The sequence below is a fragment of the Pseudooceanicola endophyticus genome (assembly GCF_018760365.1).
Lineage (GTDB): Bacteria > Pseudomonadota > Alphaproteobacteria > Rhodobacterales > Rhodobacteraceae > Pseudooceanicola > Pseudooceanicola endophyticus.
On record NZ_JAHIAB010000005.1, the window covers coordinates 237,411 to 262,659 of the forward strand.

Sequence of the window (25,249 nt, forward strand, 5' to 3'; positions counted from 1 at the left end):
GACGCCGTTTCAGAACTCCAGGATCAGCTGTTGCGCGGGGGCGTGGATGGTCTGGTGATAGAAGGGGCTGCCGTCCTGGAAGCGGGTGCTGGCCTCGATCCGCAGCACCGGCATGTCCGGCGTCATGTCGAACATCGCCGCCTGGCGCAGCGACAGGGCCGCCGCCGAGACCCGGGTTTCGGGCTTCTGGGCCTGACGGCCCAGCACGCCCTCCAGGTAGCGCCTGAGATTGACACCCTCGAGTTCGGAAAGCTCGATATCGTCAATGTGAAGCAGGTCCGCCCTGAGGTACATCTCGGCGCCCAGGCTGACGCCATCTCCGGACAATCTGCGGCGGATCACGGTATGGGTTCCGGGCCCCAGATGCGTGCTCCAGGGGCCGGTGTCGTTCGTGCGCAAAATCTCCAGCCGCGTGTCGGTGATCCGCAGCGGTCGGTCGGTCGCGCGCAGCCGGAAGCGGAAGTGCCAGATATTGGGGCCGATCGGTTCGCCATCGGCAACGCGGGTGCCGTCCCCGCGCCGCCGCAGGATCAGGCCAAGGTCCTGAAGCTGGCCGAGGGCGCTTTGCACCGTGCCGAGCGAGACCTGCAGGCGGCGGGCCAGCTCGGCCTCGGGGGGCAGGCGATCCCCGGGACCGACCAGGCGGTCCCGCAGCGCCGAAAGCAGGGCCTGGCGCAGGGCGCTGCGCTTGGTCTCGCGCGGGTTGCGTTCGCGTTCGCGCTCCATCCGCTCGCGCAGCGCGTCGCAAAGATCCGGGGCTTCGCTCGGGGGGGCTGTCACGCGGCGCTGTCCTTCTTCCGACCGTTGCGGATGGCCCGCAGGACCACGGCGATGGCCAGCAGCAGGAAGATCGCGGCGACGGGGCTTTGCAGGATCTTCAGGCCGTCCACCTGGTAAAGCAGCAGCGCCTGGCGCAGCGAGGTCTCGAACATGCTGCCCAGCAGGAAGCCGATCACGGTGCAGACCACCGAGATGCCGGCGCGGGTGAACAGGATGCCGAGGCCGGCGCAGGCCAGCATGATGCCGACGTCCCAGAGCGACTGGTTGGGCAGGTAGATCCCGAAGATGCAGAACATCAGCACGGGCGGCAGGATCAGGCGGCGCGGGATGCGGGCGAACTGGACCCAGAGCGACAGGCCGGCGCGCCCGATGATCAGGTGCAGCAGGTTGGCCAGGATCATCGAGGCGAAGAGCCCGTAGATCAGGTCGCCATGCATCTGCAGCATGAAGGGGCCGGGGACGACGCCATGCATCACCAGCGCGCCGATCAGCAGGGCGGCGGCGATGTTGCCCGGAATGCCAAGGGCGATGGTGGGGATCAGGTTCGAGCCCACGACCGCGCTGTTGGCGCTTTCGGTGGCGACGATGCCCTCGGGGATGCCGGTGCCGAACTTTTCGGGCGTCTTCGAGGCGCGCTTGGTGGCCGAGTAGGACAGGAAGGAGGCCAGCGTCACCCCGAGGCCCGGCAGCATCCCGACGAGGGATCCGGTAAGCGCGCCGCGCAGCAGGGTCTTCCAGTACGAGAAGAATTCGCGCGCGGGCAGGCGGCGGCCCTCCGGTGTGTCGGCCTGATTGGCGGCAAAATCGTCCTCGGCCCGGCCGCTGGCGAGGTCCGAAACCTGCATGACCACGGCTCCGAGGGCCAGAGCGCCGATGGCCAGCGCCGAAAGCGAAAGGCCGTCGTAAAGCTCGATATGGCCGAAGGTCATCCGCGGCGTGGAAGAGACCGGGTCAAGGCCGATGGTCGCCAGGAAGAGGCCGAAGAAGATCGCCAGGCCGCTTTTCAGCGGGCTGTCACCGGCGATCCCGGCGATCAGCGCGAAGGAGAACAGCAGGACGGCGGTGTATTCTACGGGGCCGAACTGCAGCGCGAAGCTGGCGAAGGGCACCACGAGGACGATCAGCAGCAGATCCGAGAGCGTGTCGCCGGTGACCGAGGAGAAGAGCGCGAATTTCATGGCCCGGAAGGCCTGGCCCCTGCGCGCCATGGGATGGCCGTCCCAGGCGGTGGCGGCGGCTTCCGGAGAGCCGGGGGCATTCAGCAGGATGGCGGGGATGGCCCCGCCCGAGGTGCCGCCCTTGTTGACGCCGACGAGGAAGGCGATGGCGGCCAGCGGCGACATGTAGAAGGTCAGCGGGATCAGCACGGCCATGGCGGTGACGCTGCCCAGTCCCGGCAGGACGCCGATGACGATGCCGAGGGTGATGCCGAAGGCGATGAACACCAGGTTCATCGGGGCGGCGGCGGCGGCAAGCGCGTGAAGGATCACATCGAACATGGGGGCCTCAGGGAAGCTGGATGTAGAAGGCGTGCCAGGACAGCTGCTGGATCGCGACCGCAAGCAGGATCGAGCCCAGGGCGCAGAGCAGCAGGTGGCGACGCTGGCCGGCCAGAAGCATGGCGGCAAAGCAGGACAGGGCCCCGGTGACGATGAAGCCGGCGTAGGTCAGCAGCAGCAGGGTGGCCGTGGCCCAGACGGTCCAGGCCAGGGTCTCGCGCAGCAGGCGGGGGCCGGCATGGGGCACGCGGCGCAGCGCCCAGGCCCGGTTGCGGATCATCATGGCCAGTCCGAACAGGCCGACGACGGTGGCGGTCAGGGTCGGGAAGAAGCGCGGCGAAAGCTGCCCGGCATCCGCGGTCGGGGCGATCTGCGCCGGGATCATCCAGAAGACGCTCAGCAGCGCGCCGGCCACGGCCAGGGCCCCGATGAGGAAATCGAGGCGCCCCTGGGCGCCCCGATCCTGAGGGGAAGATCCACTCATTTGGAGGTGGTCTCGTAGACGGATTTGAGGCCGGCGTTGACCTGATCCAGTTCCTGGCGCAGCTGGTCACCGCTGACGGCGACGGCCGGGAAGCCCAGCTTGTCGTTCAGAAGGCTGGTGAAGGCTTCGGATTTGGCTGCGGTCACGGAGGCTTCGGTCAGCTTGGCCAGGATCTCGGCGGGGATGCCCTTGGGGGCCCAGACGGTGGCGCCGGTCGGCATGGCAACGCCGTATTTCGACTGGATCGTCGGCACGTCGGGGGTGGTCTGCAGCGGCTCTGCCGTCATCGCCAGGATGACGTTCATCTGGTCGAGGTAGCGGTTGTGCGACCCGCCGGACCAGGCGAAATCGACCTTGCCGCCCAGCAGGAAGGGCACCATCTCGCCGCCGCCCTTGGTGGGCACGGCGACCCAGTCCAGGCCTTCCTTCTTGGCGATGTAGTTCACGTAGGCCCGAGAGATCGCATTCTGGTCGGCATAGGACAGCTTGCCCTTCTTCGAGGCCGCGATCAGGTCTTCGAAGGTGGCGATGCCGGAGGCCTTGGAGGTGACCAGGGCCTGCTGGAGCACCGCGACCTCGGCCAGGGGTTCGAAGCTGTCGAGGGAATAGTCGACATCCTCGGCGATAGCCGGCCACATGACCGTGCTGTCCGGGGCAAAGAGCAGGGTGTAGCCGTCGGCCTTGGCCTTGGCGGCCGCCGTGGTGCCGATCTTGCCGCCGGCACCGGGCTGGGTCTTGACCAGCACCTTGCCGCCCAGGGCCTGGCCCAGTTCGTCGGCGAAGACGCGGCCCATCGTCTCGATGGAGCCGCCGGCCTGGTAGGGCACGATCAGGGTGATGGGATGAGTCGGGTAGTCGGCGGCCAGGGCGGCCCCCGGAAGGACCAGGGCCAGGGCGGCGCAGGTGCCCTTGATGAGCTTCGACAGCATGGGGTCTCCTGTTGGTGTCTGAAGTTACTTCGGAGTTTTAGGGCGGGTTTGGCGGATCCGGACAACGACTCGCAGTGGTTTCGGGGTAAAAATCGGCGAAATTCCCGAAAATGTCAGCTCTGCTGCGTATATTTTCATCAAAACTATGGTGTTTTGAGCGGTCGAAGGGCGCGAAACCCCGAATCCGGCCCTGATGTGCGGATTTCAGATGTTCATTGCTATGCAGTTTTGTCAGGGAGGCGACAGGAACACCCAAGGAGCCCCCATGACCATCAAGCGTGATGTCGACCCCGAACTGATCGGCGAATCCCGTCTGCGGACGATTCCCGGCACCGATCCCGCCCTTTTCGGCACGGCGGTCATGGATGGCCCTTCCCATGTGGAGGTGCGCAGCTACCAGACCTTCCGGATCACCTATACCACCGGCAAGCTGGGCCTGGACGACACCGGCGCGATCCGCGTGGCGCTGCGGCTGATCTCGGATGCCGGGGCGCTGCAGACCAGCGATCCGACCGCGCCGAACTACGTCACCGCGCGCGCGTCGGGCGAGGGGCAGCTGATGCTGAAATATGATCGCAACGGTGGTCAGCGTCCCTGGAACGAGACCCTGACGATCTACCAGCGCGGCGGCTACCTGAAGCCGGGCGAAACCATCGAGATCATCCTCGGCGACACTTCCCAGGGGTCTCCGGGCCTGCTGATGTCGACCTTCTTCGAAGGCGCGCGGGTGTTCCGGGTGCTGGCCGACGTGCAGGCCACCGGCAACTTCATCCCGCTGCCCGACACCCGGCTGGAATTCACCGTGGGCGCCGGCCCGCTGCACCGCTACCTGGGGGTGCTGCCGACCCGCCGCCGCCCGGGCGAGGCCTTCTGCCTGGGCCTGAAGGCCGAGGATCTCTGGGGCAACCCGACCAGCCAGGGCCCGACCCGGTTCCGCGTCGAAAGCTCCGTTCCGGTGGCGGGGCTGCCCGAGGTGATCGACTTTGCCCCGGAAAGCGGTGCGCTGCGGCTTGATGGGCTGAGCGTTGCAGAGAAGGGCCTGCTGACCCTCAGGCTGACCTCCGAGCAGGGCCATCTGGTCGAGGCCGGTCCGCTCCAGATCCGCGACGGTGCGGCGCATTACTGGGGCGATCTGCATGGCCAGACCGGAGAGACGGTGGGCACCAACTCCATCGAGCATTACTTCGACTTTGCCCGCAACAAGTCCTTCCTGGACGTGACATCCCACCAGGCGAACGACTTCCAGATCAAGCCGGCCTTCTGGGACAAGCTGAACAGGCTGACCGCTGAGGTGAACGAACCCGGCGTCTTCACCGTGCTGCCGGGCTACGAATGGTCCGGCAACACCGCAGTCGGCGGCGATCACAACGTCTTCTTCCGCGAGGAGGGGGCGAACATCTACCGTTGCTCCCACGCGCTGGTGGAAGAGCACGACGACCTGGATGCCGATGCGCACACCCTGACCGACCTCTACGCGAAGCTGCATGCCGAACCCGTGGATGCGGTGATGTATGCCCATGTCGGCGGCCGATACGCCAACATCTTCTACGACCACGATCCGAAGCTGGAAGCCGCGGTCGAGGTGCACTCGGCCTGGGGCAGTTTCGAATGGGTGCTGACCGACGGCTTCCCGATCCGCCGCCGCGTCGGCGTGGTGGCGAATTCCGACGGCCACAAGGGGCGGCCCGGCGCCTCCTATCCCGGGGCGTCCTTCTTCGGCGCCTATGGCGGGCTGACCTGCTTCCTGATGGAAGAGAACACCCGCGACAGCGTCTTCGAGGCGATCCGCCGTCGCCATACCTACGGCACCTCGGGGCCGCGCGTCGCCATCGACGTGACGGCGACGCTGCCCGAAGGCGGCACGCTGTTTCACCGCAACCCCGCGGCGCAGCCCGACTGTCAGCACGAAACGGTCACCCGCTGCACCATGGGCGATATCGTGCGCAGCGCGGGGGACAAGGCCATGGTGTCCGTCGCCGTCGAGGCGCCCGTGGGCATCGAGAGCATCGAGCTGCGCTCGGCCAACGAGGTGGTCACGCTGTGGCGGGGCTATGAAGACAAGGACCTAGGGGATCGTTTGCGGCTGATGTGGTCGGGGGCGGAATACCGGGGCCGGGGCCGCAACACGCGCTGGCAGGGCCGGGTGCAGGTCTCGGACGGAAAGATCGCAAGGTTCGCGCCGGTCAACCGGCTGAACCCGGAACAGCCGCTGCAGCAGGTCGGCTCTGACAGCGCGATCTTCAACACCATCACCACCGGCAACCGCATGGGCTGCGACATGTGGCTGGAGGGCAGCACGGCCACGCTGGCGCTGACCACCAACCACGGCGCACTGACCCTTTCGCCCTCCGACATGGGGGTCGCGCCGGTGGTGATGGAGGCCGGCGGCCTGGCCCGCAAGCTGGTGGCGCAACGCCTGCCCGATGGCCCGCTGCCCCGCAGCGCCGCCTTCGAGGCCGAGGTCGCGATTGCCGAAACCGGGGACACGCCGGTCTGGCTCTGCGTCAACTTCGAGGACGGAAACCAGGCCTGGACCTCGCCCATGTACCTGTTCCGCGACTGACGCGGGGCGCGATGCCCTCCGGACCGGGTCCGGGGGGCGCATCGGCCCACTAGGGCGCGCGGGGCGGGGGCGGTTCGGCGGTGCCGATCTTGCCCGGCGGCCTTGGCGCCGGCGGGGCCGCACGCATCGGGGTCCGCTTGTCTGGGCGCAGCAGCGACAGCAGCGCCTCCAGGTCGGCGCGCAGCAGCCCGCGCGCCCGGGCCTCGGGGCGGGCGAAGACGCCGATGATGCTGCGGATCAGCAGGTCGCTTTCGTTCGAGGGCAACCGGGCGCGCACCAGCGCCTCGATCAGTTCCGGGGTCTCGGGCAGGGGCATGGCGTATCTGGGCAGGTCTTCAGGGCGGTCCTGCGGTCGCGCCTCAGATCCGGGCGCGGCCGCGTTGCCGGCGATGCTAGGCAATGGCCAGCCGCAGGTGCAAACGATTTTTGTCGGATTTCCCGTCGGCCCTTCCGGCAACCGGTTTTTCCGCCGCCGCCTGCCTGCCGGTCGGGCGGTCGGGGCGTTGACCCCGGGCCCGCGACGCGCCAGAACCTTGGCGATCAGAACGGAGACCGACATGGCCAGCAGCACGACCCCGGCAACCAAGCGCCTGACGGCGGCGGGCGTGGCCTTCGGGCTGCACGAATACGGCTACGAATCCGGCCATCACATCGGCGAGCACGCCGCCGCCGCCATCGGCGCCGACCCGGTGCGGGTCTTCAAGACCCTGATGCTGGAGGTCGACGGCAAGCCCGGCTGCGTGGTGATCCCCGTCGCGCTCAGCGTCAAGCTGAAGCAGGCCGCCGCCGCGCTTGGCGGCAAGAGCGCCCAGATGATGGACCCGGCCAAGGCCGAGCGGCTGACCGGATTCCATGTCGGTGGCATCAGCCCCTTCGGCCAGAAGAAGCGGGTTCCGGTGGTCTTCGACAGCAGCCTGCGGGCCCATGCGCAGGTGATCCTGAACGGCGGGCGGCGCGGCCTGATGGTGGAGCTTGCCCCGGAGGATGCAATCCGCGTCCTTCAGGCCACCCTTGCCGATCTGACCGGCTGAGGAGCATCGCCCGATGCGCATCCTGGCCCTTTCCGGCAGCGCCCGCGCGGCGTCGACCAACAGCGCCCTGCTGCGGGCCCTGGCCGGGGTCGCGGCCCCCACGCACCAGGTCCGGGTCTTCGACGCCCTGGCAGGGCTGCCGGTCTTTTCCCCGGATCTGGAAGCGGAGCCGCTGCCGCGCGCTGTGGCCGAATTCGCCGCCGCCGTCGCGGCCTGCGACGTGCTGGTGATCTCCAGCCCGGAATATGTCCGGACACTGCCGGGCGGGCTGAAGAATGCCATCGACTGGCTGGTCTCGCGCCCCGAGATCATCGACAAGCCGGTGGCGCTGCTGCATGCCTCGCACCGGGGCGACGACATGCTGGCCCAGCTGCGCCAGGTGCTGGGCACGCTCAGCCAGCAGTTCCTGGACACGCCCTTCGCCCGCTTCCCGCTGATGAAGATGACCCCGGCCGAGATTGCCCGCCATTTCGAAACCGGCGCCCCGCGCGCCGAGCTGGAGGGTTTCCTCGCGGCGCTGGCAGAGCGGACCGGGGGCTAGGCCACGCCCAGTTTCAGCGCCAGGGCAATGGCCTGGGGCAGGGTGCGCGCGCCCAGCTTGCGGCGGATGCTGGCGCTGTGCAGATCCACTGTCGGCACCGCGACATCCAGATCATAGGCCAGCTGGTCGCGCCGGCGGCCCCGGATCAGCCCGGCCAGCACCTCCCGTTCGCGCGGGGTCAGCCGGATCTGCTCTGCTGGGGCGGCGAACAGGCCCTGCAGCATCGCCGGCGTCTCGGAGGTGACGAAGACCAGCACGCGCCGCCCGCCCTCGCTCCGGGGCAGCAGGTTCAGCCGCAGGTCGGGCAGCAGCCGGCCATCGCGGGCGCGTCCCGGCGGCAGGTCCAGCGCACCGGCCCGGCTTTCGGAGGCATCGGTGGCCGCCGCCACGGCGCGGCGGAAGGCCTGCATCGGCGCGCCCGCCACCGCCAGGTGCCGGTTGAAGCGCAGCAGCAGCAGCGGATGCAGGTGCAGCAGCGTCTCGGCCAGCCCGTTCATGCGCAGCAGCCGGCCCTCGTGGTCCAGCTCGTACATCGGGACCTCGTTCAGCAGGCTGCGGTCGGCAGCGGCCATGGCGTGGATGCTGTTGCGCAGCAGCTCCCGGCGCACGGCGTGCAGCCGGCCCAGGTCGCGGGCATGGCGGTTGATGCGTCCCAGTTCCTCGTCGGTGAAATCGCCCGCCCGCTTGCCCTTGTGAAACGCCGTCACCACCTGGCCGTCGCGGGTCGCCTGCACCAGCCCCATGCACCAGTAGCGGTCCAGCCGGTTCTTCACGATGAACTCGTTGTACATGACCCCCGCCTCGAAGGCCTCGGGGGCGACGTATCGGGTCAGCCGGAAGGCACCGGCGCCGATCTTGTCGTCGCTGACCTGGGCCATCCAGGGATCCTGCTGCATCACCTCGTCGTAATAGGGATTGCTTTCGGGTTGGGTGCCGGCGGCGATCTCCTGGAAACTGCCGGGATGCAGCCAGAAGAACAGCGCCGAGGGCGCGTCGATCTCGGCGGCGAGGCGGCCGGGCAGGCTGTTGAACAGCGCTTCGTCCAGCGCGGCGTCGTAAATGTCGTGATGGGTCAGCACGGGAGCAGGATCGCCAGAGGTTTCGATGCCCAATCTTCCGCCGGGCCAGCGCCCGGGTCAATTTTCACGCCGGAGGCGCGGGCGGGCTGTGCCCTCCCGGTGACAGAAGGTGGGTGCTGTGAGCATTTGGGGGGCCACCTGGCGGGGATCCCCGGGCTGGTCCCGGCTGGCCCGATGACGGAAACGTGAAGTGTGGGCCCCGGGGGCGGGGCATAACATTACGGGATGAGATCGTTTGTGCTCTCCCTGCGCCTGCTGCTGGCTCTGGCGCTCCTGTCCTGGGCAGGGGCCGGGCCGGGCCATGCCGCCGCCATGGCGGTGGCCCAGGACTGCGAGGGGATGATGATGGCACCGTCCGAGGGGGCGGATGCCCCGGGGGGCGGCATGATCCATCTGCCCTCGGATCCGGGCGATGCCGGCCATGCCGCCGATCTTTGTGCCGTCTTCTGCGCCCATTCGACCCCTGCCAGCCAGCCGGCCCCGCCGCTGAGCCTGGACGGGCGTCTGTCCGGAAGGGCACCTTCCTGGCCCGCCGGAGACCGGCTGCCTTCCCGATCCGTTGCACCGGAGAACCCGCCGCCGCGGGCCTGAGCCGTCGGGCCTTCGCCCCGCCGCGCTTTTCCTGCATCTGATCGGAGTTTCCTCCCATGACTTCCCTGTCGCGTCGCCAGTTCCTTGGCGCGTCCGCCGGCCTGTGTGCCGGTCTCATCTCCCCGCTGCCGCTGCGTGCGGCCCAGCCCGGGATGACCCTGCGGGCCGAGACCCGCACCCTTGATATCGGTGGCCGCGCCGCCACCGTGATGGGCCTGCGCAATGGCGCCGGTGGCCAGGGCCTGACCCTGGATCCCGGCCAGCGTTTCCAGGTCGCCCTGACCAATGGCCTGTCCGAGAACACCATCGTCCACTGGCATGGGCAGATCCCGCCCAATGATCAGGACGGGGCCCCCAACACCAACCCCATGCTGACCCCGGGCGAGACCCGCGCCTATGATTTCGCACCGCGCCCGGGCACCTTCTGGATGCACAGCCACGTTCCCCAGCAGGAAATCGCCCTGCTGGCGGCGCCGCTGATCGTGCGCCGCCCCGAGGACCTGACCCGCGACCGCCAGGAGGTGACGATGTTCCTGCACGACTTCGCCTTCGCCCCGCCCGAGGCGGTGCTGGCAGCGCTGCAGGCCCCCGAAGGCGATCACGCCGGCTCTGGCGGCGGCATGAGCGGAGAAATGTCGGGGGGCATGAGGGGCGGCATGGCCATGGACCACGGCACCATGAAGATGGCGCCCTCCGGCTCTGGCGGCATGGGGTCGGGCATGGGCATGGCCTCGGGCATGGGATCTGGCGCCATGGCGATGGGCCAGGGCATGACCATGGACCTCAATGATTACGAGTTCGACGCCTACCTGGCCAACGACCGCACCCTCGACGACCCCGAGGTCGTGGCGGTGGAGCGCGGCGGGCGGGTGCTGCTGCGCATCGTCAACGCCTCTTCGATGACGGCCTACTGGATCGACACCGGCAGCGAACAGGCCCGGCTGGTGGCCGTCGACGGCGATCCGGTGCAGCCGGTCACCGGTCGCCGCTTCCCGCTGGCCCAGGCGCAGCGCCTGGAGATCGAGCTTGATCTGCCAAAGGACGGAGCCGCCCTGCCGGTGCTGGCCCTGCGCGAGGGCAGCCGGGCGCAGACCGGCCTGGTGCTGGCCCCGCCGGGGGCGCGCGTGGCGAAACTGCCGCTCGAGGCGGCACAGGCGGCGGCGCCGGTGGCCAACGACATGCGCCTTGAGGCGGCGCTGCGGGCTCAGGTGCCGCTGCCTGACCGCGCGGTGACGCGACGGATCATGGTGATGCTGAACGGCACGATGCAGCCCTATCGCTGGACCATCAACAACCAGGTCTGGGACGATCACCAGCCGATCCTGGCCAGCCATGGCGACCGGGTGGAGCTGACCTTCCACAACATGTCGATGATGGCCCATCCGATGCATCTGCACGGCCATGTCTTCCAGGTCGTGGCGCTTGGATCGCAGCGGCTGCGGGGGGCGTTGCGCGATACCGTCCTGGTCCCGGCCATGAGCACGGTGACCGTCGCGCTGGATGCCGGGCAGGCGGCGCGCTGGATGATGCACTGCCACCACATGGGCCACCTCGCCAACGGCATGATGACCGAGCTTTCGGTGCTGCCCACGGCCTGACGCGCCGCGTCGCACTACCCGACAGGCCCGGCCCCGCCGGGCCTGTTGCGGTTCCGGACCCGTCTTGCCATGAATTAGCTGACCTATTAGATAGCCTGACTATCTAATAGGGGCGATGCGATGGACGAACCTTCCCGGCAGGAAGAGCTTGGCTTCCAGCTCATCACGGTGGCGCGGCGCTACCGGCGGATCATGGATGGGGCGCTGGCCGATTTCGGGCTGACCGATGCGGCGGCGATGCCGCTGCGGGTGCTGGTGCGCCATCCCGAGGGGCTGCGCCAGAAGGACCTGGCCGAGCGGCTGGACATCGAGGGGCCGACCCTGGTGCGGGTGCTCGACCAGCTGGTGACGATGGGGCTGGTGGCGCGGGTCGAGGATCCGCAGGACCGGCGTGCCAAGCAGGTCCGGGTCACCCCCCGGGGGCTGGCGCTCCAGCGCGATTTCGCGGCCCATCTGGATCGGCTGCGGGCCCGGATCTTTGCAGGCACCCCGGCGGAGGAGGTCGAGGCCACCCTGCGCCTGCTGACCCGGTTTGAAGACAGCCTGGGCGCGCTGCGCGCCGCGCAGGGCTAGGCCGGAGGATCCGCGATGTCACGTTCGTCGCTGTGGAATGCGCTGCGGCTGGGCCTGGCGGCCTGGACCGCCTTCGCCGTCGCTTCGGGGCTGGGGATCGACCATGCCTTCTGGGCCTCCATGCCGGTCTGGGTGGTGGCCCAGCCCTGGCGCGGCGTGCTGCTGGAACGCGCGCTCTGGCGGGTGCTGGGTACCATTGCCGGGGGCGGGCTGGGGCTGGCGCTGCTGGCCCTGTCGCCGGCGCCGCTGGTGACGGCGCTGGTGATGGCGGCGCTGCTGGGCGGTTTCGCGGCGGCGCTGCACCTGTGGCAGGGGGTGCGCAGCTACCTGCCGCTGATGAGTGCGATCACAATCGCCGTGGTGGTGATCCCTGCGATGAACGATCCCGGCGCGGGCCTTGGGCTGGCGGTGGATCGGCTGTGGTGTACGCTGATCGGCGGGCTCTCGGTTGCGGTGATCGTCGGGCTGTTCACGCCGCCCGCCGATGGGGCGGGGTTCCGCGACGAGGCGCTGGCCCTGGCGGCCCGGGTGGCGCAGACCGCCCGGGCGCTGCAGGCGGGCGCACCTGCGGCCCTGGGGGAAGACCTCCATGCCCTGGCCGATCTTGAAGGCCGCGCGCGGCTGATGGCCGCCGGCACGCGCCATGGCTATCGCCAGTTGCAGCGTATCGATGCTCTGGTCGCCGCCGGCCTCGCGCTGCTGCAGGCCGGGGCCGCGCGCCCGCAGCCGGCCTCGGGCGACCGGGCGCGGCTGATGCGGGCCGAGGCCCGGCTGGAGGAAGCCTGCGCCGCCCTGCGCGACCCCCGACCGGGCCGGCTGTCGCGGCACATCCCGCCGCCGCGCAACCCCGAGCGCGCGGCGGCGATGGCGCTGATGGCCGTTCTGGCCAGCCTGGCCGGCTCGGTTGCAATCCTGCTGACCGACAGCATCGCGGCCGAGCTGACGGCCTTTTCCATGGCGATCTTCGCGCTGGTGCTGGGCTCCGTGCCGCTGCCGCAGGCGATGGCGCCAAAGCTGGTGGTGGGGGCGGTCAGCGGCGTGCTGTTCGGCGCGCTCTACCGGCTGGGGGTGCAGCCCCATGTCGGCGACTGGGGATCGCTGGTGCTGACGCTGGCGCCCTTCGTGGCCCTGGGGGCGCTGGCCCGGGTGCACCGGCGCACGGCGGTCTTCGCGCTGGATGCCAACATGTGCTTCATGCTGGCCAGCCAGGCCGGAGAACCGGCGATCCCGGCGGGCGGGGTGGCGGTGATCTCGGTCTGCATGGCGCTTGGCACGGCGCTGATGGTGCTGAGCTTCCTGCTGCTGCCGCGCCCCGGTGCCGGAACCCTGCGGCGCGCCGAGGCGGCCTTGCAGCGCGATCTGTCGGCGCTGCAGCGCCGCGGTGCCCCGCCCGAGGCCTGGGAGGCCGCCAGCGGGCGGCGCCTGCTGACCCTGGCGCTGGAGCTGAACAAGACCGGCGGCCAGCTGCCGCAGCAGATCCTGGACCGGATCGAGGCCGGACGGCGCAGCCTGAAGGGCCAGGGCTAAGACCGGGGGGCGACGGGTCGGCGGACATGGAAAAGCCCCGCCGGTCCGGCGGGGCTTTCGCATTCTGGCAAGGAAGGCCGGGCCCTGGAAAAAGGCCGGGGCCTCAGAAACCGGTGGGGGTGTCCACGGGCGCCGGCGCCGAGGTGGCGGGCGTCGCCGGCTTGGCGGCCTTGCCGGCAGAGGACAGCGGGTCCTCCTGGCGCTGCACGGAGCCTTCGAAATGCGCGCCGCTCTCGATGGCGATGGTCTTGTGGATGATGTCGCCTTCGACCTTCGCGGTCGAGGTCAGGCGCACCTTCAGGCCACGCACGCGACCGATGATGCGACCGTTGATCACCACGTCATCGGCGGTCAGTTCGCCGCGGATGGTGGCGCTTTCGCCGACGGTCAGCAGATGGGCACGGATGTCGCCCTCCACGGTGCCTTCGATCTGGATGTCGCCGGTGGTCTTGATGTTGCCGGTGATGTGCAGGTCCGAGGACAGCACCGACGCGGGCGGCTTCGCCTTGGGTGCCACCGGCTTGTAATCCGCCGGAGCCGCCGCCTTGGGCGCTTCGGTCTTCGGTGCCGGGGTGCTGCTGCTTTCCGAGGTCTGCTTGCCGGAGTCGTTGATTTTGCTCTTAGAAAACATCTTTTGCCGCCTTAATGTAAGTCATCGGATCCACGGGTTTGCCGTTCACGCGCACTTCGTAATGCACATGCGGGCCGGTCACTCGTCCACTCACGCCAATATCACCGATACGGTCCCCGCGCGAGACTCTTTGTCCCACCTTCACCCGAATGCGAGACAGGTGCCCGTAGCGGGTTTCGATTCCGAAGGCATGGCGGATCTTGATCAGCCGGCCATAGCCGGTGGACCAGCCCGCGAAGGTGATCACCCCGTCGCCGGTGGCATAAAGCGGCGTGCCGATGGGCGCGGCCAGATCGACGCCGTAATGATGCCGCAGGCTGCCGTTCTTCGGATCGTGGCGCACCCCGAAGGGCGAGGAATAGCGGAAATGCGCGGTGACCGGGATGGCAAAGGGCGCCTCGGTGGCGGCGATGCGGTAGAGGTTCAGCTCGTCCAGCTGCGCCAGGATGCTGTTGGCGCGCGCGATATCCGGAGAGGCGAACTGCCCGGAGGTGGTGTAGGCGATGGGCTGCAGCGGGCCACCCTGGCCGGAATAGCCGCGCTTGACCTTCTTCAGCAGCGTGTCGGGGTTCAGCCCGGCGGCGCGGAACATCTTGTTCAGCGGCTTGATCGACAGGCTCATCGCATCCTCGAGCTGCCGGAAGATCGCGTCGTTCTGGTCCTGCATCAGGGCCAGGCGGTTCTCCAGCTGGTCGGCCTGGGCCTCGGCGCGCGCGGCATCAGAGCGCGTGTCGTCACGCTCGGCGGCGGTCTGCGTCAGCGCCTGGCTGAGGTAGTCGAGCGTCTCGTCGGCATAGGGCGGCAGGGCCCTGGCATCCTCCGCCGGGGCGCTGTCCCGGGCGGCGGCCAGGGCGGCGCGGGCACTGTCGCGTTCCTTCAGGGTCTTGCGCAGGGTGGACTGGATGACGTCGATGCCGGTCTCCAGCTCGCGCCGGCGTGCCTCCGAGGTCAGCAGTTCGGTCTGCATGTCCGACACCCGTGCCAGGGCGGTGGAAAAGCGCTTCTGCGCCGCCAGCGCCTCGACCTCGCGGCTGTCGCGTTCCTGGGCCATGGAATCGAGGCTCTGCTGGTAGCTGGCCTGGTCGCGCACCGCCTGGTCGCGGTAGCTGCCCGCGCCCAGGGAATCCATCATCAGGATGGCCGTGGCGATGATCGTCCAGGCAAAGACCGCAGCCCCTCCCGCAAGGCCAAGCACCTGCACCCCCGGCTTCAGCCGGATGAAGCGTGTCTCGGTCTCGGATCTCAGGAAGAGGCGGCGCTCGGGAAAGTACCGCTCCAGCAGGTGATGCAGGCGGCTCGTGCTCCGTCGTCTCACGTCAGTCTTGTCCTTGTCGTCCCGGTCTACCCGGGCGCCCGCTGTCCCCACACCGGCACGCCCCCGGTTCTGTTAGCGAGCGCGATGCAAGGGGGCAACAGTTTCGCCCCCGACCGGCGGCGGATCGCGGAAGCCCGGCGAAAATGCGCGGTTTGCCGCCACCACGCTGCCCCGCACCGGGCAGGAGCGCCCGTTTTCAGCGCGCCCGCTCCGGCGTCTCCTCGGCAAGCGGCCAGTAGAAATCCGGTGGCAGCCCGGCATCGGCGCGCTTTTCCTCGTTGAAGGGCGGCTTCAGCTTGCCGTGGAAATAGCGCCGCACCAGCTCGTGGAACAGCGGCTTGGGATCCTGCCCCTCGCGCCCGCAGAGGAAATGGAACCACTTGGAGCCATAGGCGACATGGCCCACCTCCTCGGCATAGATGGTCTCCAGCGCCGCGATCACCTGCGCCTCGCCGGCCTTGCGGAAGACCTCGATCATGCCCGGGGTCACGTCGAGGCCGCGCGCCTCCAGCACCATCGGCACCACGGCCAGGCGGCCGAAGAAATCCTCCACCGTGTCCTCGGCGGCGCGCCACATCCCGGCATGGGCGGGCAGGGCGCCGTAGAAGCTGCCCAGGCTCTCCAGGCAGTCGCAGACCAGGTTGAAATGCTTGCTCTCCTCGTCGGCGGCCTTCACCCAGTCATCGTAAAAGCCCATCGGCATCGGTACATGGGCGAAGCGCGCGATGATGTCCCAGTGCAGGTCGACGGCATTCAGCTCGATATGGGCGACCGCGTGTAGCAGCGCGATGCGCCCGTGCGGGCTGCCGGGGCGCCGCTTGGGCATCTCGCGCGGGTCCTTCAGCTCGGGCAGGGCCGGGCGGGCGGGGCGCAGCGGCGGCGCGGCCCGTCCGATGGCGATCTCCTCCCCGGCCGCGCGCGCGGCGAACCAGCGCGCCGCATGGGCATGGCTCAGCGCCGTCTTCTCGCGCCCGTCGGCACAGGTCAGCACCTCCACGGCCATTTCGCTCAAACTCGGGCCCATGCGCCATCTTCCTTTTCTTGTTCCAAATACCTCGGGGGGGCCGGCGCCCTGCGCCGGCGGGGGCAGAGCCCCCCGGCTCCGGCAGCCACCGGCCCCCGCCCGCCTTAAAGGGCCTCGACCACCGCCAGAACCTCTTCGGCATGGCCGGCGACCTTGACCTTGGGCCAGGCCTTCACGACCGTACCGTCGGCGCCGATCAGGAAGGTCGCACGCTCGATCCCCATGAAGGTCTTGCCGTACATCTTCTTTTCCTTCCACACGCCCCAGCTCTCGCAGACGTCACCTTCGGCATCCGAAAGCAGCTCGACCGCAAGCCCGTGCTTGTCGCGGAACTTGCCGTGCTTGGCGATCGTGTCCTTGGAGATGCCCAGAACCTTCGCCCCGGCGGCCTCGAACCGGGCGGCGAGCGCGGTGAAATCCTTGTTTTCCGTGGTGCAGCCGGGGGTGTCGTCCTTGGGGTAGAAGAACACGACCACCGGTGCGGGCCGCAGCTCCGACAGGCTCAGCGTGCCGCCCGAGGTCGCGGGCAGGGTGAAATCCGGGGCGATGTCGCCTTCAGTCAGCATGATCTTGCGTCTCCGATGTGGAACTCCGTCTTCCATCTTACGAAGCCTCGTAACAGAATGCACCCTCGGGAGGCCGGGCTGCCGCAACGCAAGGCCGCCGCCCGGGGCAGCAAGTACGACGGGACCGGATGGCCGAGAGCGAGCACAGCCGCGAGAACACGCGGAGGCAGGACAGCGAGGCGTCCGGCGCGGGCCCCCGGGGGACCGGGGCCGGATCCTGCATGCCCCGGCGCCGCCACGGCCTTGGCCGGACCTGCCTGATGTCGGCGCTGCGGCTCTGCCTGTTCCTGGTCTTCCTGGCGGTGCTGGGCGGTGCCGGCGCCTTCCTGACCCGCGACCGCAGCTTCGAGGCCCCGCCCTGGCTGCGCGACCGGATCGAGGCGCGCCTCGATGCCCAGCTGCCGGACCTGTCCATCGGCTTCGACCGGCTGACCCTGACCTTCAGCCATTCCTGGCATCCCCGGCTCAGCCTCGGCGGCGTGCACCTGGCGGCTGCCGACGGCAAGATGCAGCTCTCGGTGGACCGGCTCGGCGCCCGCTTCTCCCGCCGGCCGCTGCTGAGCGGTCGGGTAGAGCCCAGCCAGGTCGTGGTTTCCGGGGTGCGGATCCGGCTGCGGCGGCTGGCCGACGGCAGTTTCGACCTGCTCTCGCAGCGTCCGGGCGACACGCCCAGCCCTCAGGCGGCGGGCCGCGAGGCCAATGCCGCCATGGCGGAATTCAAGGCGCTCCTGCAGTCGCATGGCCTCGACCGGTTGCGCGACGTTGTGACCACAGACCTGACCGTCACCTATGACGACCTGCGCGCCGGGCGGCACTGGACGGTCGACGGCGGGCGGCTGGAGATGGAGCGGCGGGGCCGCAACCTGACCTTCGCGGGCAATTTCGCCCTGCTGGGGGCGCATTCCTATGCCACCACCGTACAGACCAGCTACGTCACCACGCTCGACAATCCGGCGGCGCAGTTCCAGCTGACCATCGAGGACGCTCCGTCGCGCGATCTGGCAACCCAGAGCCCGGCGCTGGCCTGGCTGGGGCTGCTTGATGCGCCACTTTCGGGGGCGCTCAGAATGTCGCTGGACAGCCAGGGCGGGCTTGGGCCGCTTCATGCGACGCTGCGCAGCGGCGCCGGAGAGCTGCGCCCCTCAGACAGTGCCAGCCCGATTCCGTTCAGCGCCGCTTCGGCCTATTTCGACTACGATCCGCAGGCCGGCCAGCTGACCTTCTCGGATCTCTCGGTCGACAGCCCGGCGCTGCGCGCCACCGCCGAGGGCAAGGCCCAGCTGAGCGATCTGGGCCGGGGGCCGCTGGCCATGGTCGGCCAGCTGCGCCTGACCGCGCTGGAAGCCAATCCGAGCGCGCTGTTCCCGCAGAAGCTGAAGCTGGACGGTGCCGAGCTGGACATGAAGCTGGAACTGGACCCCTTCCGCCTGACGCTGGGCAGCCTGACGCTGCGCGACGGGGCGCAGAACCTGCACCTGCAGGGTCAGCTGCGCACCGATGCGGGCGGCTGGAACCTGAGCCTCGCCGGGGGCGCCAGCGACATGAGTGCCGACACGCTGCTGACCTACTGGCCCGCCAGCATGGCCGAGAAGACCCGCGACTGGGTCAGCCAGAATGTCAGCGCCGCCGATCTGAACGACCTGCAATTCGCGCTGCGCGCCCATGAGGGGGCGGCGCCCGATGTCTACCTGTCCTTCGGCTTTGCCGGGATGACCGCGCGGCTGCTGCAGAACCTGCCGCCCGCCGTCCATGCCAGCGGCGCCGCGACGCTGATGGACAACCGCTTCACCATCCGCGCCAGCGCCGGAGAGGTGCACATGCCCGATGGTGGTGCGCTCGATGTGGCGGGGACCGTGTTCTCGGTGCCCGACATCCACCAAAAGCCCGCCACCGCGAAGCTTGACCTGCACGTGAACGGCGCGGTGCCCGATCTGCTGGCGGCGCTTGACAGCGATCCCTGGAATTTCCTCAGCAAGGCCGGGCGCAGCCCCGACCTGGCGCAGGGCAACATCCGCGCCCGCGCCCGGATCTCCTGGCCGATGGAAAAGCCGGTGGACCCGGAGGCGCTGAAGGTCGCTTTCGCTGCCGATGTGAGCGATGTGCAAAGCGACGATCTGGTGGCGAACCGGCACCTTTCCGCACCGCTGTTGCGGCTAGAGGGCGACAAGACCGGCATGCGCCTGAGCGGGCAGGGCGATGTCGATGGCGTGCCCTTCGACGGGCGTTTCCACATGGGCTTTGGCGCCGCCGCCGAGACCGATCCGGCGACGTTGCAGGCCAGGCTGACGCTCAGCCCGCAGGCGGCGCAGACCTTCGGGCTGGCGCTGCCCGACAATGCGCTGTCCGGGCAGACCCAGGCGGATCTGAAGGTGACCCTGCCCAAGGGCGCGGCGCCCGAATTCACGCTGACCTCGGATCTGGCGGGGCTGGGGCTGCGGCTTGACAGCCTGGGCTGGCGTCTGCCGGAGGCAAGCACCGGCACGCTGGCGCTTTCGGGCACGCTCTCCACTCCGGCCGAGATCCGCAGCCTGACCCTGAAGGCCCCGGGGCTGGATGCCGAGGGGGCGATTTCGCTGGCCGCGGATGGCGGGCTGAAGCTGGCGCGGTTTGATCGCATCCGGGCCGGCGACTGGATGGATGCGAAGGTCGATCTGGTGGGGCGCGGCAAGGGCGTGCCGCCGGGGGTGGCGGTGAAGGGCGGCTGGGTCGATGTTTCCAAGCTGCCCGAGAAGCAGGGCGGCGGTGACAACGGTCCGGTCTCTGTGGCGCTGGACGAGGTGCGCATCAGCCCGACGCTGAAGCTGACCGGCTTCCGGGGCGAATTCGCCGACAACGGCGGCCTGGGCGGCCCGTTCAGCGGCAAGCTGAATGGCGGACCGGTAATCACCGGTCAGATGACGACGGTGGCCAAGGGGACGCGGGTCGCGCTGCAGTCGCAGGATGCCGGCGGCGTGCTGGCGGCGGCGGGGATCTTCCGCAAGGCGAAGGGCGGCACCCTGGGCCTGACGCTGGAGCCGCTGGGGCCGAAGGGCAGCTACGATGGTCGTGCGCAGGTGCGCGACATTTCGGTCATGGATGCGCCGGTGCTGGCCGACCTGCTGAGTGCGGTCTCGGTCGTCGGCCTGTTCGAGCAGATGGCCGGGCAGGGCCTGCATTTCGGCGAGGTGGATGCCGATTTCCGCCTGACCCCCGACCTGCTGACCCTGCGCAGTGCCAGCGCCACCGGGGCCTCCATGGGGATCTCTCTGGATGGCACCTTCGGGATGGACAGCAAGGTGCTCGACATGCAGGGGGTGTTCTCTCCGCTCTACCTGATCAACGGGGTGGGCAGCGTGCTGACCCGCAAGGGCGAGGGGCTGATGGGAGTGACCTTCACGCTGGGGGGCACCTCGGACAATCCGAAGCTGAAGGTGAACCCGCTGTCGCTGCTGATGCCGGGCTTCCTGCGCGAGATTTTCCGCAAGCCCGCTCCCAGCACGGCCCCCGCTCCCGGCACGGCCCCCGCCAGCGGGGCGCAGGAACAGGCAACCCCGGATACACGCAAAGGTGTCGAAGAGTGACCATTGCGTCTTGCGGGCATGGGGTGTAGCGGCGGGGCCTTGAACTGGAAGGAGCGGGCGATGCAGCTGTCCGATTTCGATTTCGACCTGCCCGAGGGGCTGATTGCGACGCGACCGGCAAAGCCGCGCTCCTCGGCCAAGCTGCTGGTGGCGACCCCCGACACGCTGAGCGACGCCATCGTGCGCGATCTGGGCGATTTCCTGCGCCCGGGCGACCGTCTGGTGCTGAACGACACCAAGGTGATCCCGGCGCGGCTGTCGGGCACCCGGGCCCGGTCCTCTGCCCAGGGCGAGACCGAGGCGCATATCGAGGTCACGCTGCTGGAACCGCGCGCCGAGGGTTGCTGGGCGGCGCTGCTGAAGCCGCTGAAGAAGGTGAAGGAAGGCGAGGTCATCCGCTTCTCGGACCGGCTCTGGGCGACGCTTGAGGCGAAGGAAGACGGGCAGGGCCTGCTGCGCTTCGAGGCGGTGGGCGATTTCGACGCCGCCCTGGCCGAGGCTGGCAACATGCCGCTGCCCCCCTATATCGCCGCGCTGCGCGCCCCCGATGCGCAGGACAAGCAGGATTACCAGACCGTCTGGGCCGAGAATACCGGCGCCGTCGCCGCCCCCACCGCCTCGCTGCATTTCGACGAAGAACTGCTGGCGCGGCTGGAAGAGATGGGCGTTACCTTCACCAAGGTGACGCTGCACGTCGGCGCGGGCACCTTCCTGCCCGTCAAGGTCGAGGACGTGACGACCCACAAGATGCATGCCGAATGGGGCCGGGTCAGCGAGGAGGCCGCGGCCGAGATCGCGGCCACCAAGGCTGCCGGTGGCCGGGTGATCCCGGTGGGCACCACCGCGCTGCGCCTGATCGAGAGCGCCGCGCGCGCGACCGGCGCCATCGCCCCCTGGCAGGGCGAGACGGATATCTTCATCTATCCGGGCTTCGCGTTCCGCGTGACCGACGCGCTGATGACCAATTTCCACCTGCCGAAATCGACGCTGATGATGCTGGTCAGCGCGCTGCTTGGGCCCGAGCGCATCCGGCAGGTCTATGCCCATGCCATTCAGCATGATTACCGCTTTTTCTCCTACGGAGATGCGTCCCTGTTGATCCCCTGAGCGGGACATGAGAGGCAGGAAGAAACCGGCGCCGCGCGCGCTATCTGACACCAAATTCTGACCTGAATTGCAGAAAGCGGGAGACACGCGGATGATGCAGGTTCTCGGAACCTCCTGGGCCCTTCTTCTGGGCCTGATGCTGCTCATGCTGGGCAACGGCCTTCAAGGCACGCTGCTGGGCGTGCGCGGCGAGATCGAGGGCTTTTCGACCTTCCAGATGTCGCTGGTGATGTCGGCCTATTTCGCCGGCTTCCTGGGCGGTTCGCGGCTGGCCCCCGAGATGATCCGCCGGGTCGGCCATGTGCGGGTCTTCGCCGCGCTGGCCAGCTTCATCTCGGCGGTGCTGATCCTGTATCCGGCCTATACCGCGCCCTGGGCCTGGACGGTCGAGCGGATGATCATCGGCTTCTGCTTCTCGGGCGTCTACGTGACCGCGGAAAGCTGGCTGAACAACTCCGCCACCAACGAAACCCGCGGCCAGGCGCTGGCGCTTTACATGTTCGTGCAGGTGATCGGCATCATGGCGGCGCAGGGCATCCTGCTGCTGGGCGATCCGGCGGGCTTCGTGCTGTTCATCGTGCCCTCGGTGCTGGTCTCGATCTCCTTCGCGCCGATCCTGCTGTCGGTGTCGCCGACACCGGCCTTTGCCAGTACCAAGCCAATGTCGCTGGTGGCGCTTTACCGCGCCTCGCCGCTCTCCATCGTCGGGGTCTTCCTGATCGGGGGCGCCTATTCGGCGCAGTTCGGCATGGCGGCGGTCTTCGGGGCCAAGGCCGGGCTGACCCTGCCGCAGATCTCGCTCTTCATCTCCATGTTCTATGTCGGCGCGGTGATCACGCTTTATCCGCTGGGCTGGCTGTCTGACCGGGTGGACCGGCGGGTGCTGATCGCGCTGGAATCCGCCATCGGCGGGGCCGGGGCCCTGCTGGGGCTGATGTTCGGCGGCAGCTACGTGGCGCTGCTGATCTCGGCGCTGATCGTCGGCGGCATGACCAACCCGCTCTATTCGCTGCTGCTGGCCTATCTGAACGACTATCTGGACAGCGAGCAGATGGCCGCCGGCAGCTCGGGGATGCTCTTCGTCAACGGGCTGGGGTCCATCGGCGGGCCGCTGGTCACCGGCTGGGTGATGACCGCCACCGGCTCGGGCGGCTTCTTCACCTTCATCGCCGCACTGCTGTTCCTGATGGCTCTCTACGCCATCTACCGGATGACCCGTCGCAAGGCCGCGGTGCCGGTCGACGAGACCGGGCCCTTCGCCCCGATCCTGATGTCCTCCACCCCCGTGGCCGTGGAAGCGGCGCAGGAATGGGCACAGGACAGTGTCGAAGATGCGACAAATGATGACACTCAGGATGTAACGACCAGGTAACGCATGACGTTAGCGACACCATCATTCCCTCAATCCCCAACCTCTGGCAGGCTGGGAGACAGGCGCATTGGCTTCAGAGAGGAGACCGCCATGATTGCCCCCGACGAACTGCTGAAGTTCTGGCTGGATGACGTGGGGCCTGCCGGCTGGTACCAGTCGAGCGAGGCGCTCGACCAGGAGATCCGCGACAGGTTTGCATCGGCATGGGAACATGCCTGCGACGGGGCCTACGGCCTCTGGCTGACCTACCCCAGTGGCGCGCTGGCCTACATCATCCTGATGGACCAGTTCCCGCGCAACATGTTCCGCGGCCAGGGCCGCGCCTTCGACAGCGACCGCGTGGCGCTGGCGGCGGCGAAGATGTCGATCTCCCAGGGGTGGGACATGCGCATCGACGAGCCCGCACGGCAGTTCTTCTACCTGCCGCTGATGCATTCGGAAAACCTCTGCGATCAGGACCGCTGCGTGCGCCTGATGGCCGAGCGGATGCCGGAGCACGGGGCGCCGAACATGCTGCATGCCAAGGCCCATCGCGAGGTGATCCGCCGCTTCGGTCGCTTCCCCTACCGCAACGAGGCGCTGGCGCGACGCGCCAGCGCGCCCGAGCAGCGCTACATGGCCGACGGCGGCTATGGCGCCACCGTGCGCAAGCTGACCCCGGCGGAGTGATCCGGCGGCAGGGGTGAGCAGGGGGCGCTGCCCCCTCCCGGGCCCGCGGCCCGGTTCACCCCCGAGGTACTTGGGACAAGAAAATGAGGGGCCGGGGCCGCAGGGCGCCGGCCTTCGCCGTTTTACAATGGCGCAGCGAGCGGGCATGCTGCGGATCGGAGACGGAACTGCGGCCGGAGGGGGAGCGGCGGGGCGACCGCGACATCGCGCGGCAGGCCGATTGCTTTTGTTGAAGCCTTCCGAAAAGTAGTTTAACGTCAAACTAACTTGCAATTCAGCGTCCGGCGGAGGGGCATATGTCTGCCAAGTCTTTCGATTTCATCGTCATCGGGGCCGGTCCCGGCGGCTACGTGGCTGCGATTCGTGCGGCCCAGCTTGGCCTCAAGGTGGCCGTGGTCGAGCGTGAGCACCTGGGCGGGATCTGCCTGAACTGGGGCTGCATTCCGACCAAGGCGCTGCTGCGCTCGTCCGAGATCTTCCATTTCATGGAGCGCGCCAAGGATTACGGCCTGAGCGCCGAGAAGATCGGCTTTGATCTGGATGCCGTGGTCAACCGTTCGCGCGGGGTGGCCAAGCAGATGGAAGGCGGCGTGAAGCACCTTCTGAAGAAGAACAAGGTCGAGGTGATCATGGGCACCGCCTCTCTGGCTGCGAAGGGCAAGGTGGCGGTGAAGACCGACAAGGGCACCGAGGAGCTGACCGCCAAGACCATCGTGCTGGCGACCGGCGCGCGGGCGCGGGAACTGCCGGGGCTTGAGGCCGATGGCGATCTGGTCTGGACCTACCGCCATGCGCTGAAGCCGGTGCGGATGCCGAAGAAGCTGCTGGTCATCGGATCCGGCGCGATCGGCATCGAATTTGCCAACTTCTACAACACGCTGGGCGCCGACACGACGGTGGTCGAGGTGATGGACCGCGTGCTGCCGGTGGAAGATGCCGAGATCTCGGCCTTCGCCAAGAAGCAGTTCGAGAAGCAGGGCATGAAGATCCTGGAAAAGACCATGGTCAAGAAGCTGGACCGCGCCAAGGGCAAGGTCACGGCGCATCTGGAGCATGACGGCAAGGTCACCACGGCCGAGTTCGACACCGTGATTTCCGCGGTCGGCATCGTCGGCAATGTCGAAGGCCTGGGCCTGGAAGAGCTGGGCGTGACGGTCGACCGCACCCATGTGGTGGTGGACGAATTCTGCCGCACCGGGATTGAAGGGCTCTATGCCATCGGCGATATCGCCGGCGCGCCCTGGCTGGCGCACAAGGCCAGCCACGAGGGCGTCATGGTCGCCGAACATGCCGCCGGTCTGCATGCCCATCCGATCAAGCCGGGCTCCATCGCGGGCTGCACCTACTGCCATCCGCAGGTGGCTTCCGTCGGCATGACCGAGGCGAAGGCCAAGGAAGCCGGCTACAAGGTCAAGGTCGGCAAGTTCCCCTTCATCGGCAATGGCAAGGCCGTGGCCCTGGGCGAACCCGAAGGGCTGGTCAAGACCGTCTTCGATGCCGAGACGGGCGAACTGCTGGGTGCGCACATGGTCGGCGCCGAGGTGACCGAACTGATCCAGGGCTATGTGGTGGGCCGCCAGCTGGAAACCACCGAGGAAGACCTGATGAACACCGTCTTCCCGCACCCGACCCTGTCGGAGATGCTGCACGAATCCGTGCTGAACGCCTATGGCCGCGCGATCCACATCTGATCGCGGCGCAGGCTGAAGCGAAGGGGCGTCCTGCGGGGCGCCCTTTTTGCATCCGAGGGGGGGGCGCCCGCGGCCCGGGTGCTTCAGGGGCGCCCTTGCAGGCGGCACCGGTCAGGGGC

At 68.7% G+C, this 25,249-nt stretch carries 22 protein-coding genes; 12 read left to right on the plus strand and 10 right to left on the minus strand.

The annotated features are described in order from the left end of the window. Positions 1-9: 9 nt before the first annotated feature. Genes KM176_RS11135 through KM176_RS11150 form a run of 4 tightly spaced genes read right to left on the minus strand, consistent with a single transcriptional unit; the run spans position 10 to position 3,692 of the window. Complete coding sequence (locus KM176_RS11135) at positions 10-780, minus strand: GntR family transcriptional regulator (RefSeq protein ID WP_215558779.1); 771 nt, start codon at positions 778-780, stop codon at positions 10-12. Then, entirely contained in the window at positions 777-2,279 is a 1,503-nt protein-coding gene (locus KM176_RS11140) for a tripartite tricarboxylate transporter permease (RefSeq protein WP_160896807.1), read from the minus strand. Before KM176_RS11140 ends, KM176_RS11135 begins: the two co-directional genes overlap by 4 nt. Positions 2,280-2,286: 7 nt before the next feature. After that, positions 2,287-2,763 (minus strand): tripartite tricarboxylate transporter TctB family protein, encoded by a 477-nt coding sequence (locus KM176_RS11145; RefSeq protein ID WP_160896806.1) that lies wholly within the window; start codon positions 2,761-2,763, stop codon positions 2,287-2,289. Beyond that, on the minus strand, positions 2,760-3,692 hold the full coding sequence (locus KM176_RS11150) for a Bug family tripartite tricarboxylate transporter substrate binding protein (RefSeq protein WP_160896805.1): 933 nt from the start codon (positions 3,690-3,692) through the stop codon (positions 2,760-2,762). Before KM176_RS11150 ends, KM176_RS11145 begins: the two co-directional genes overlap by 4 nt. Positions 3,693-3,957: 265 nt before the next feature. Here KM176_RS11150 and KM176_RS11155 point away from each other — a divergent pair, with 265 nt between their 5' ends. Then, entirely contained in the window at positions 3,958-6,255 is a 2,298-nt protein-coding gene (locus KM176_RS11155; protein WP_160896804.1) for a DUF3604 domain-containing protein, read from the plus strand. A 49-nt stretch (positions 6,256-6,304) separates the two neighbouring features. Here the strand turns inward: KM176_RS11155 and KM176_RS11160 are convergent, their stop codons facing one another. Further along, complete coding sequence (locus KM176_RS11160) at positions 6,305-6,571, minus strand: hypothetical protein (protein WP_160896803.1); 267 nt, start codon at positions 6,569-6,571, stop codon at positions 6,305-6,307. A gap of 241 nt (positions 6,572-6,812) precedes the next feature. Between KM176_RS11160 and ybaK the strand changes: the two genes are divergently transcribed. Both ybaK and KM176_RS11170 read left to right on the plus strand, forming a co-directional pair. Next, positions 6,813-7,286: a Cys-tRNA(Pro) deacylase gene (ybaK, locus tag KM176_RS11165; protein ID WP_160896802.1), complete on the plus strand. Its 474-nt coding sequence runs from the start codon at positions 6,813-6,815 to the stop codon at positions 7,284-7,286. A 13-nt stretch (positions 7,287-7,299) separates the two neighbouring features. Further along, the gene (locus KM176_RS11170; RefSeq protein WP_160896801.1) at positions 7,300-7,827 is read left to right on the plus strand and encodes an NADPH-dependent FMN reductase; all 528 of its coding nucleotides are present in this window, start codon (positions 7,300-7,302) and stop codon (positions 7,825-7,827) included. Here the strand turns inward: KM176_RS11170 and KM176_RS11175 are convergent. After that, positions 7,824-8,939 (minus strand): LuxR C-terminal-related transcriptional regulator, encoded by a 1,116-nt coding sequence (locus tag KM176_RS11175; protein ID WP_160896800.1) that lies wholly within the window; start codon positions 8,937-8,939, stop codon positions 7,824-7,826. The genes KM176_RS11170 and KM176_RS11175 overlap by 4 nt on opposite strands. A gap of 192 nt (positions 8,940-9,131) precedes the next feature. Between KM176_RS11175 and KM176_RS11180 the strand changes: the two genes are divergently transcribed. From KM176_RS11180 to KM176_RS11195, 4 genes are all read left to right on the plus strand, one after another. Continuing rightward, a complete protein-coding gene (locus tag KM176_RS11180; protein ID WP_160896799.1) occupies positions 9,132-9,497 on the plus strand; it encodes a hypothetical protein in 366 nt (121 codons plus the stop codon). Positions 9,498-9,553: 56 nt separating this feature from the next. Beyond that, positions 9,554-11,095 (plus strand): multicopper oxidase family protein, encoded by a 1,542-nt coding sequence (locus KM176_RS11185; RefSeq protein WP_160896798.1) that lies wholly within the window; start codon positions 9,554-9,556, stop codon positions 11,093-11,095. A 120-nt stretch (positions 11,096-11,215) separates the two neighbouring features. Next, entirely contained in the window at positions 11,216-11,668 is a 453-nt protein-coding gene (locus KM176_RS11190) for a MarR family winged helix-turn-helix transcriptional regulator (RefSeq protein WP_160896797.1), read from the plus strand. 15 nt (positions 11,669-11,683) lie between these two features. Next, positions 11,684-13,195 (plus strand): FUSC family protein, encoded by a 1,512-nt coding sequence (locus KM176_RS11195; protein WP_160896796.1) that lies wholly within the window; start codon positions 11,684-11,686, stop codon positions 13,193-13,195. A 103-nt stretch (positions 13,196-13,298) separates the two neighbouring features. On the opposite strand, the gene KM176_RS11200 is transcribed toward KM176_RS11195, so the two are convergent. The 4 genes from KM176_RS11200 to KM176_RS11215 form a co-directional block, all read right to left on the minus strand. Next, entirely contained in the window at positions 13,299-13,826 is a 528-nt protein-coding gene (locus KM176_RS11200) for a bactofilin family protein (RefSeq protein ID WP_160896795.1), read from the minus strand. Next, positions 13,816-15,141, minus strand: coding sequence for a DUF5930 domain-containing protein (locus KM176_RS11205; RefSeq protein ID WP_311136198.1), 1,326 nt, complete (start codon positions 15,139-15,141; stop codon positions 13,816-13,818). Before KM176_RS11205 ends, KM176_RS11200 begins: the two co-directional genes overlap by 11 nt. 196 nt (positions 15,142-15,337) lie before the next feature. Then, entirely contained in the window at positions 15,338-16,165 is an 828-nt protein-coding gene (locus KM176_RS11210) for a ferritin-like domain-containing protein (RefSeq protein WP_160896794.1), read from the minus strand. A 104-nt stretch (positions 16,166-16,269) separates the two neighbouring features. Continuing rightward, positions 16,270-16,731 (minus strand): peroxiredoxin, encoded by a 462-nt coding sequence (locus KM176_RS11215; protein WP_160896793.1) that lies wholly within the window; start codon positions 16,729-16,731, stop codon positions 16,270-16,272. 221 nt (positions 16,732-16,952) lie between these two features. Between KM176_RS11215 and KM176_RS11220 the strand changes: the two genes are divergently transcribed. The 5 genes from KM176_RS11220 (at position 16,953) to lpdA (ending at position 25,130) form a co-directional block, all read left to right on the plus strand. Next, the gene (locus KM176_RS11220; RefSeq protein ID WP_160896792.1) at positions 16,953-20,291 is read left to right on the plus strand and encodes an AsmA-like C-terminal region-containing protein; all 3,339 of its coding nucleotides are present in this window, start codon (positions 16,953-16,955) and stop codon (positions 20,289-20,291) included. Positions 20,292-20,351: 60 nt separating this feature from the next. Further along, entirely contained in the window at positions 20,352-21,398 is a 1,047-nt protein-coding gene (gene queA / locus KM176_RS11225) for a tRNA preQ1(34) S-adenosylmethionine ribosyltransferase-isomerase QueA (protein ID WP_160896791.1), read from the plus strand. Positions 21,399-21,489: 91 nt separating this feature from the next. Continuing rightward, on the plus strand, positions 21,490-22,770 hold the full coding sequence (locus KM176_RS11230) for an MFS transporter (protein WP_160896790.1): 1,281 nt from the start codon (positions 21,490-21,492) through the stop codon (positions 22,768-22,770). A gap of 90 nt (positions 22,771-22,860) precedes the next feature. Then, positions 22,861-23,439, plus strand: a complete 579-nt coding sequence (locus KM176_RS11235; protein WP_160896789.1) for a DUF924 family protein — start codon at positions 22,861-22,863, stop codon at positions 23,437-23,439. 296 nt (positions 23,440-23,735) lie between these two features. Beyond that, on the plus strand, positions 23,736-25,130 hold the full coding sequence (lpdA, locus tag KM176_RS11240; RefSeq protein WP_160896788.1) for a dihydrolipoyl dehydrogenase: 1,395 nt from the start codon (positions 23,736-23,738) through the stop codon (positions 25,128-25,130). Positions 25,131-25,249: the final 119 nt, after the last annotated feature.

What these genes read in the sequence shown, in the direction of transcription:
- KM176_RS11155 (WP_160896804.1), top strand. Translation starts at nt 3,958, where the DNA reads ATGACCATCAAGCGTGATGTCGACCCCGAACTGATCGGCGAATCCCGT.
- KM176_RS11150 (WP_160896805.1), bottom strand. Translation starts at nt 3,692, where the DNA reads ATGCTGTCGAAGCTCATCAAGGGCACCTGCGCCGCCCTGGCCCTGGTC.
- KM176_RS11215 (WP_160896793.1), bottom strand. Translation starts at nt 16,731, where the DNA reads ATGCTGACTGAAGGCGACATCGCCCCGGATTTCACCCTGCCCGCGACC.
- KM176_RS11140 (WP_160896807.1), bottom strand. Translation starts at nt 2,279, where the DNA reads ATGTTCGATGTGATCCTTCACGCGCTTGCCGCCGCCGCCGCCCCGATG.
- KM176_RS11145 (WP_160896806.1), bottom strand. Translation starts at nt 2,763, where the DNA reads ATGAGTGGATCTTCCCCTCAGGATCGGGGCGCCCAGGGGCGCCTCGAT.
- KM176_RS11180 (WP_160896799.1), top strand. Translation starts at nt 9,132, where the DNA reads ATGAGATCGTTTGTGCTCTCCCTGCGCCTGCTGCTGGCTCTGGCGCTC.
- KM176_RS11190 (WP_160896797.1), top strand. Translation starts at nt 11,216, where the DNA reads ATGGACGAACCTTCCCGGCAGGAAGAGCTTGGCTTCCAGCTCATCACG.
- KM176_RS11235 (WP_160896789.1), top strand. Translation starts at nt 22,861, where the DNA reads ATGATTGCCCCCGACGAACTGCTGAAGTTCTGGCTGGATGACGTGGGG.
- KM176_RS11210 (WP_160896794.1), bottom strand. Translation starts at nt 16,165, where the DNA reads ATGGGCCCGAGTTTGAGCGAAATGGCCGTGGAGGTGCTGACCTGTGCC.
- KM176_RS11160 (WP_160896803.1), bottom strand. Translation starts at nt 6,571, where the DNA reads ATGCCCCTGCCCGAGACCCCGGAACTGATCGAGGCGCTGGTGCGCGCC.
- KM176_RS11195 (WP_160896796.1), top strand. Translation starts at nt 11,684, where the DNA reads ATGTCACGTTCGTCGCTGTGGAATGCGCTGCGGCTGGGCCTGGCGGCC.
- KM176_RS11220 (WP_160896792.1), top strand. Translation starts at nt 16,953, where the DNA reads ATGCCCCGGCGCCGCCACGGCCTTGGCCGGACCTGCCTGATGTCGGCG.
- KM176_RS11230 (WP_160896790.1), top strand. Translation starts at nt 21,490, where the DNA reads ATGATGCAGGTTCTCGGAACCTCCTGGGCCCTTCTTCTGGGCCTGATG.
- ybaK (WP_160896802.1), top strand. Translation starts at nt 6,813, where the DNA reads ATGGCCAGCAGCACGACCCCGGCAACCAAGCGCCTGACGGCGGCGGGC.
- KM176_RS11170 (WP_160896801.1), top strand. Translation starts at nt 7,300, where the DNA reads ATGCGCATCCTGGCCCTTTCCGGCAGCGCCCGCGCGGCGTCGACCAAC.
- KM176_RS11185 (WP_160896798.1), top strand. Translation starts at nt 9,554, where the DNA reads ATGACTTCCCTGTCGCGTCGCCAGTTCCTTGGCGCGTCCGCCGGCCTG.
- lpdA (WP_160896788.1), top strand. Translation starts at nt 23,736, where the DNA reads ATGTCTGCCAAGTCTTTCGATTTCATCGTCATCGGGGCCGGTCCCGGC.
- queA (WP_160896791.1), top strand. Translation starts at nt 20,352, where the DNA reads ATGCAGCTGTCCGATTTCGATTTCGACCTGCCCGAGGGGCTGATTGCG.
- KM176_RS11200 (WP_160896795.1), bottom strand. Translation starts at nt 13,826, where the DNA reads ATGTTTTCTAAGAGCAAAATCAACGACTCCGGCAAGCAGACCTCGGAA.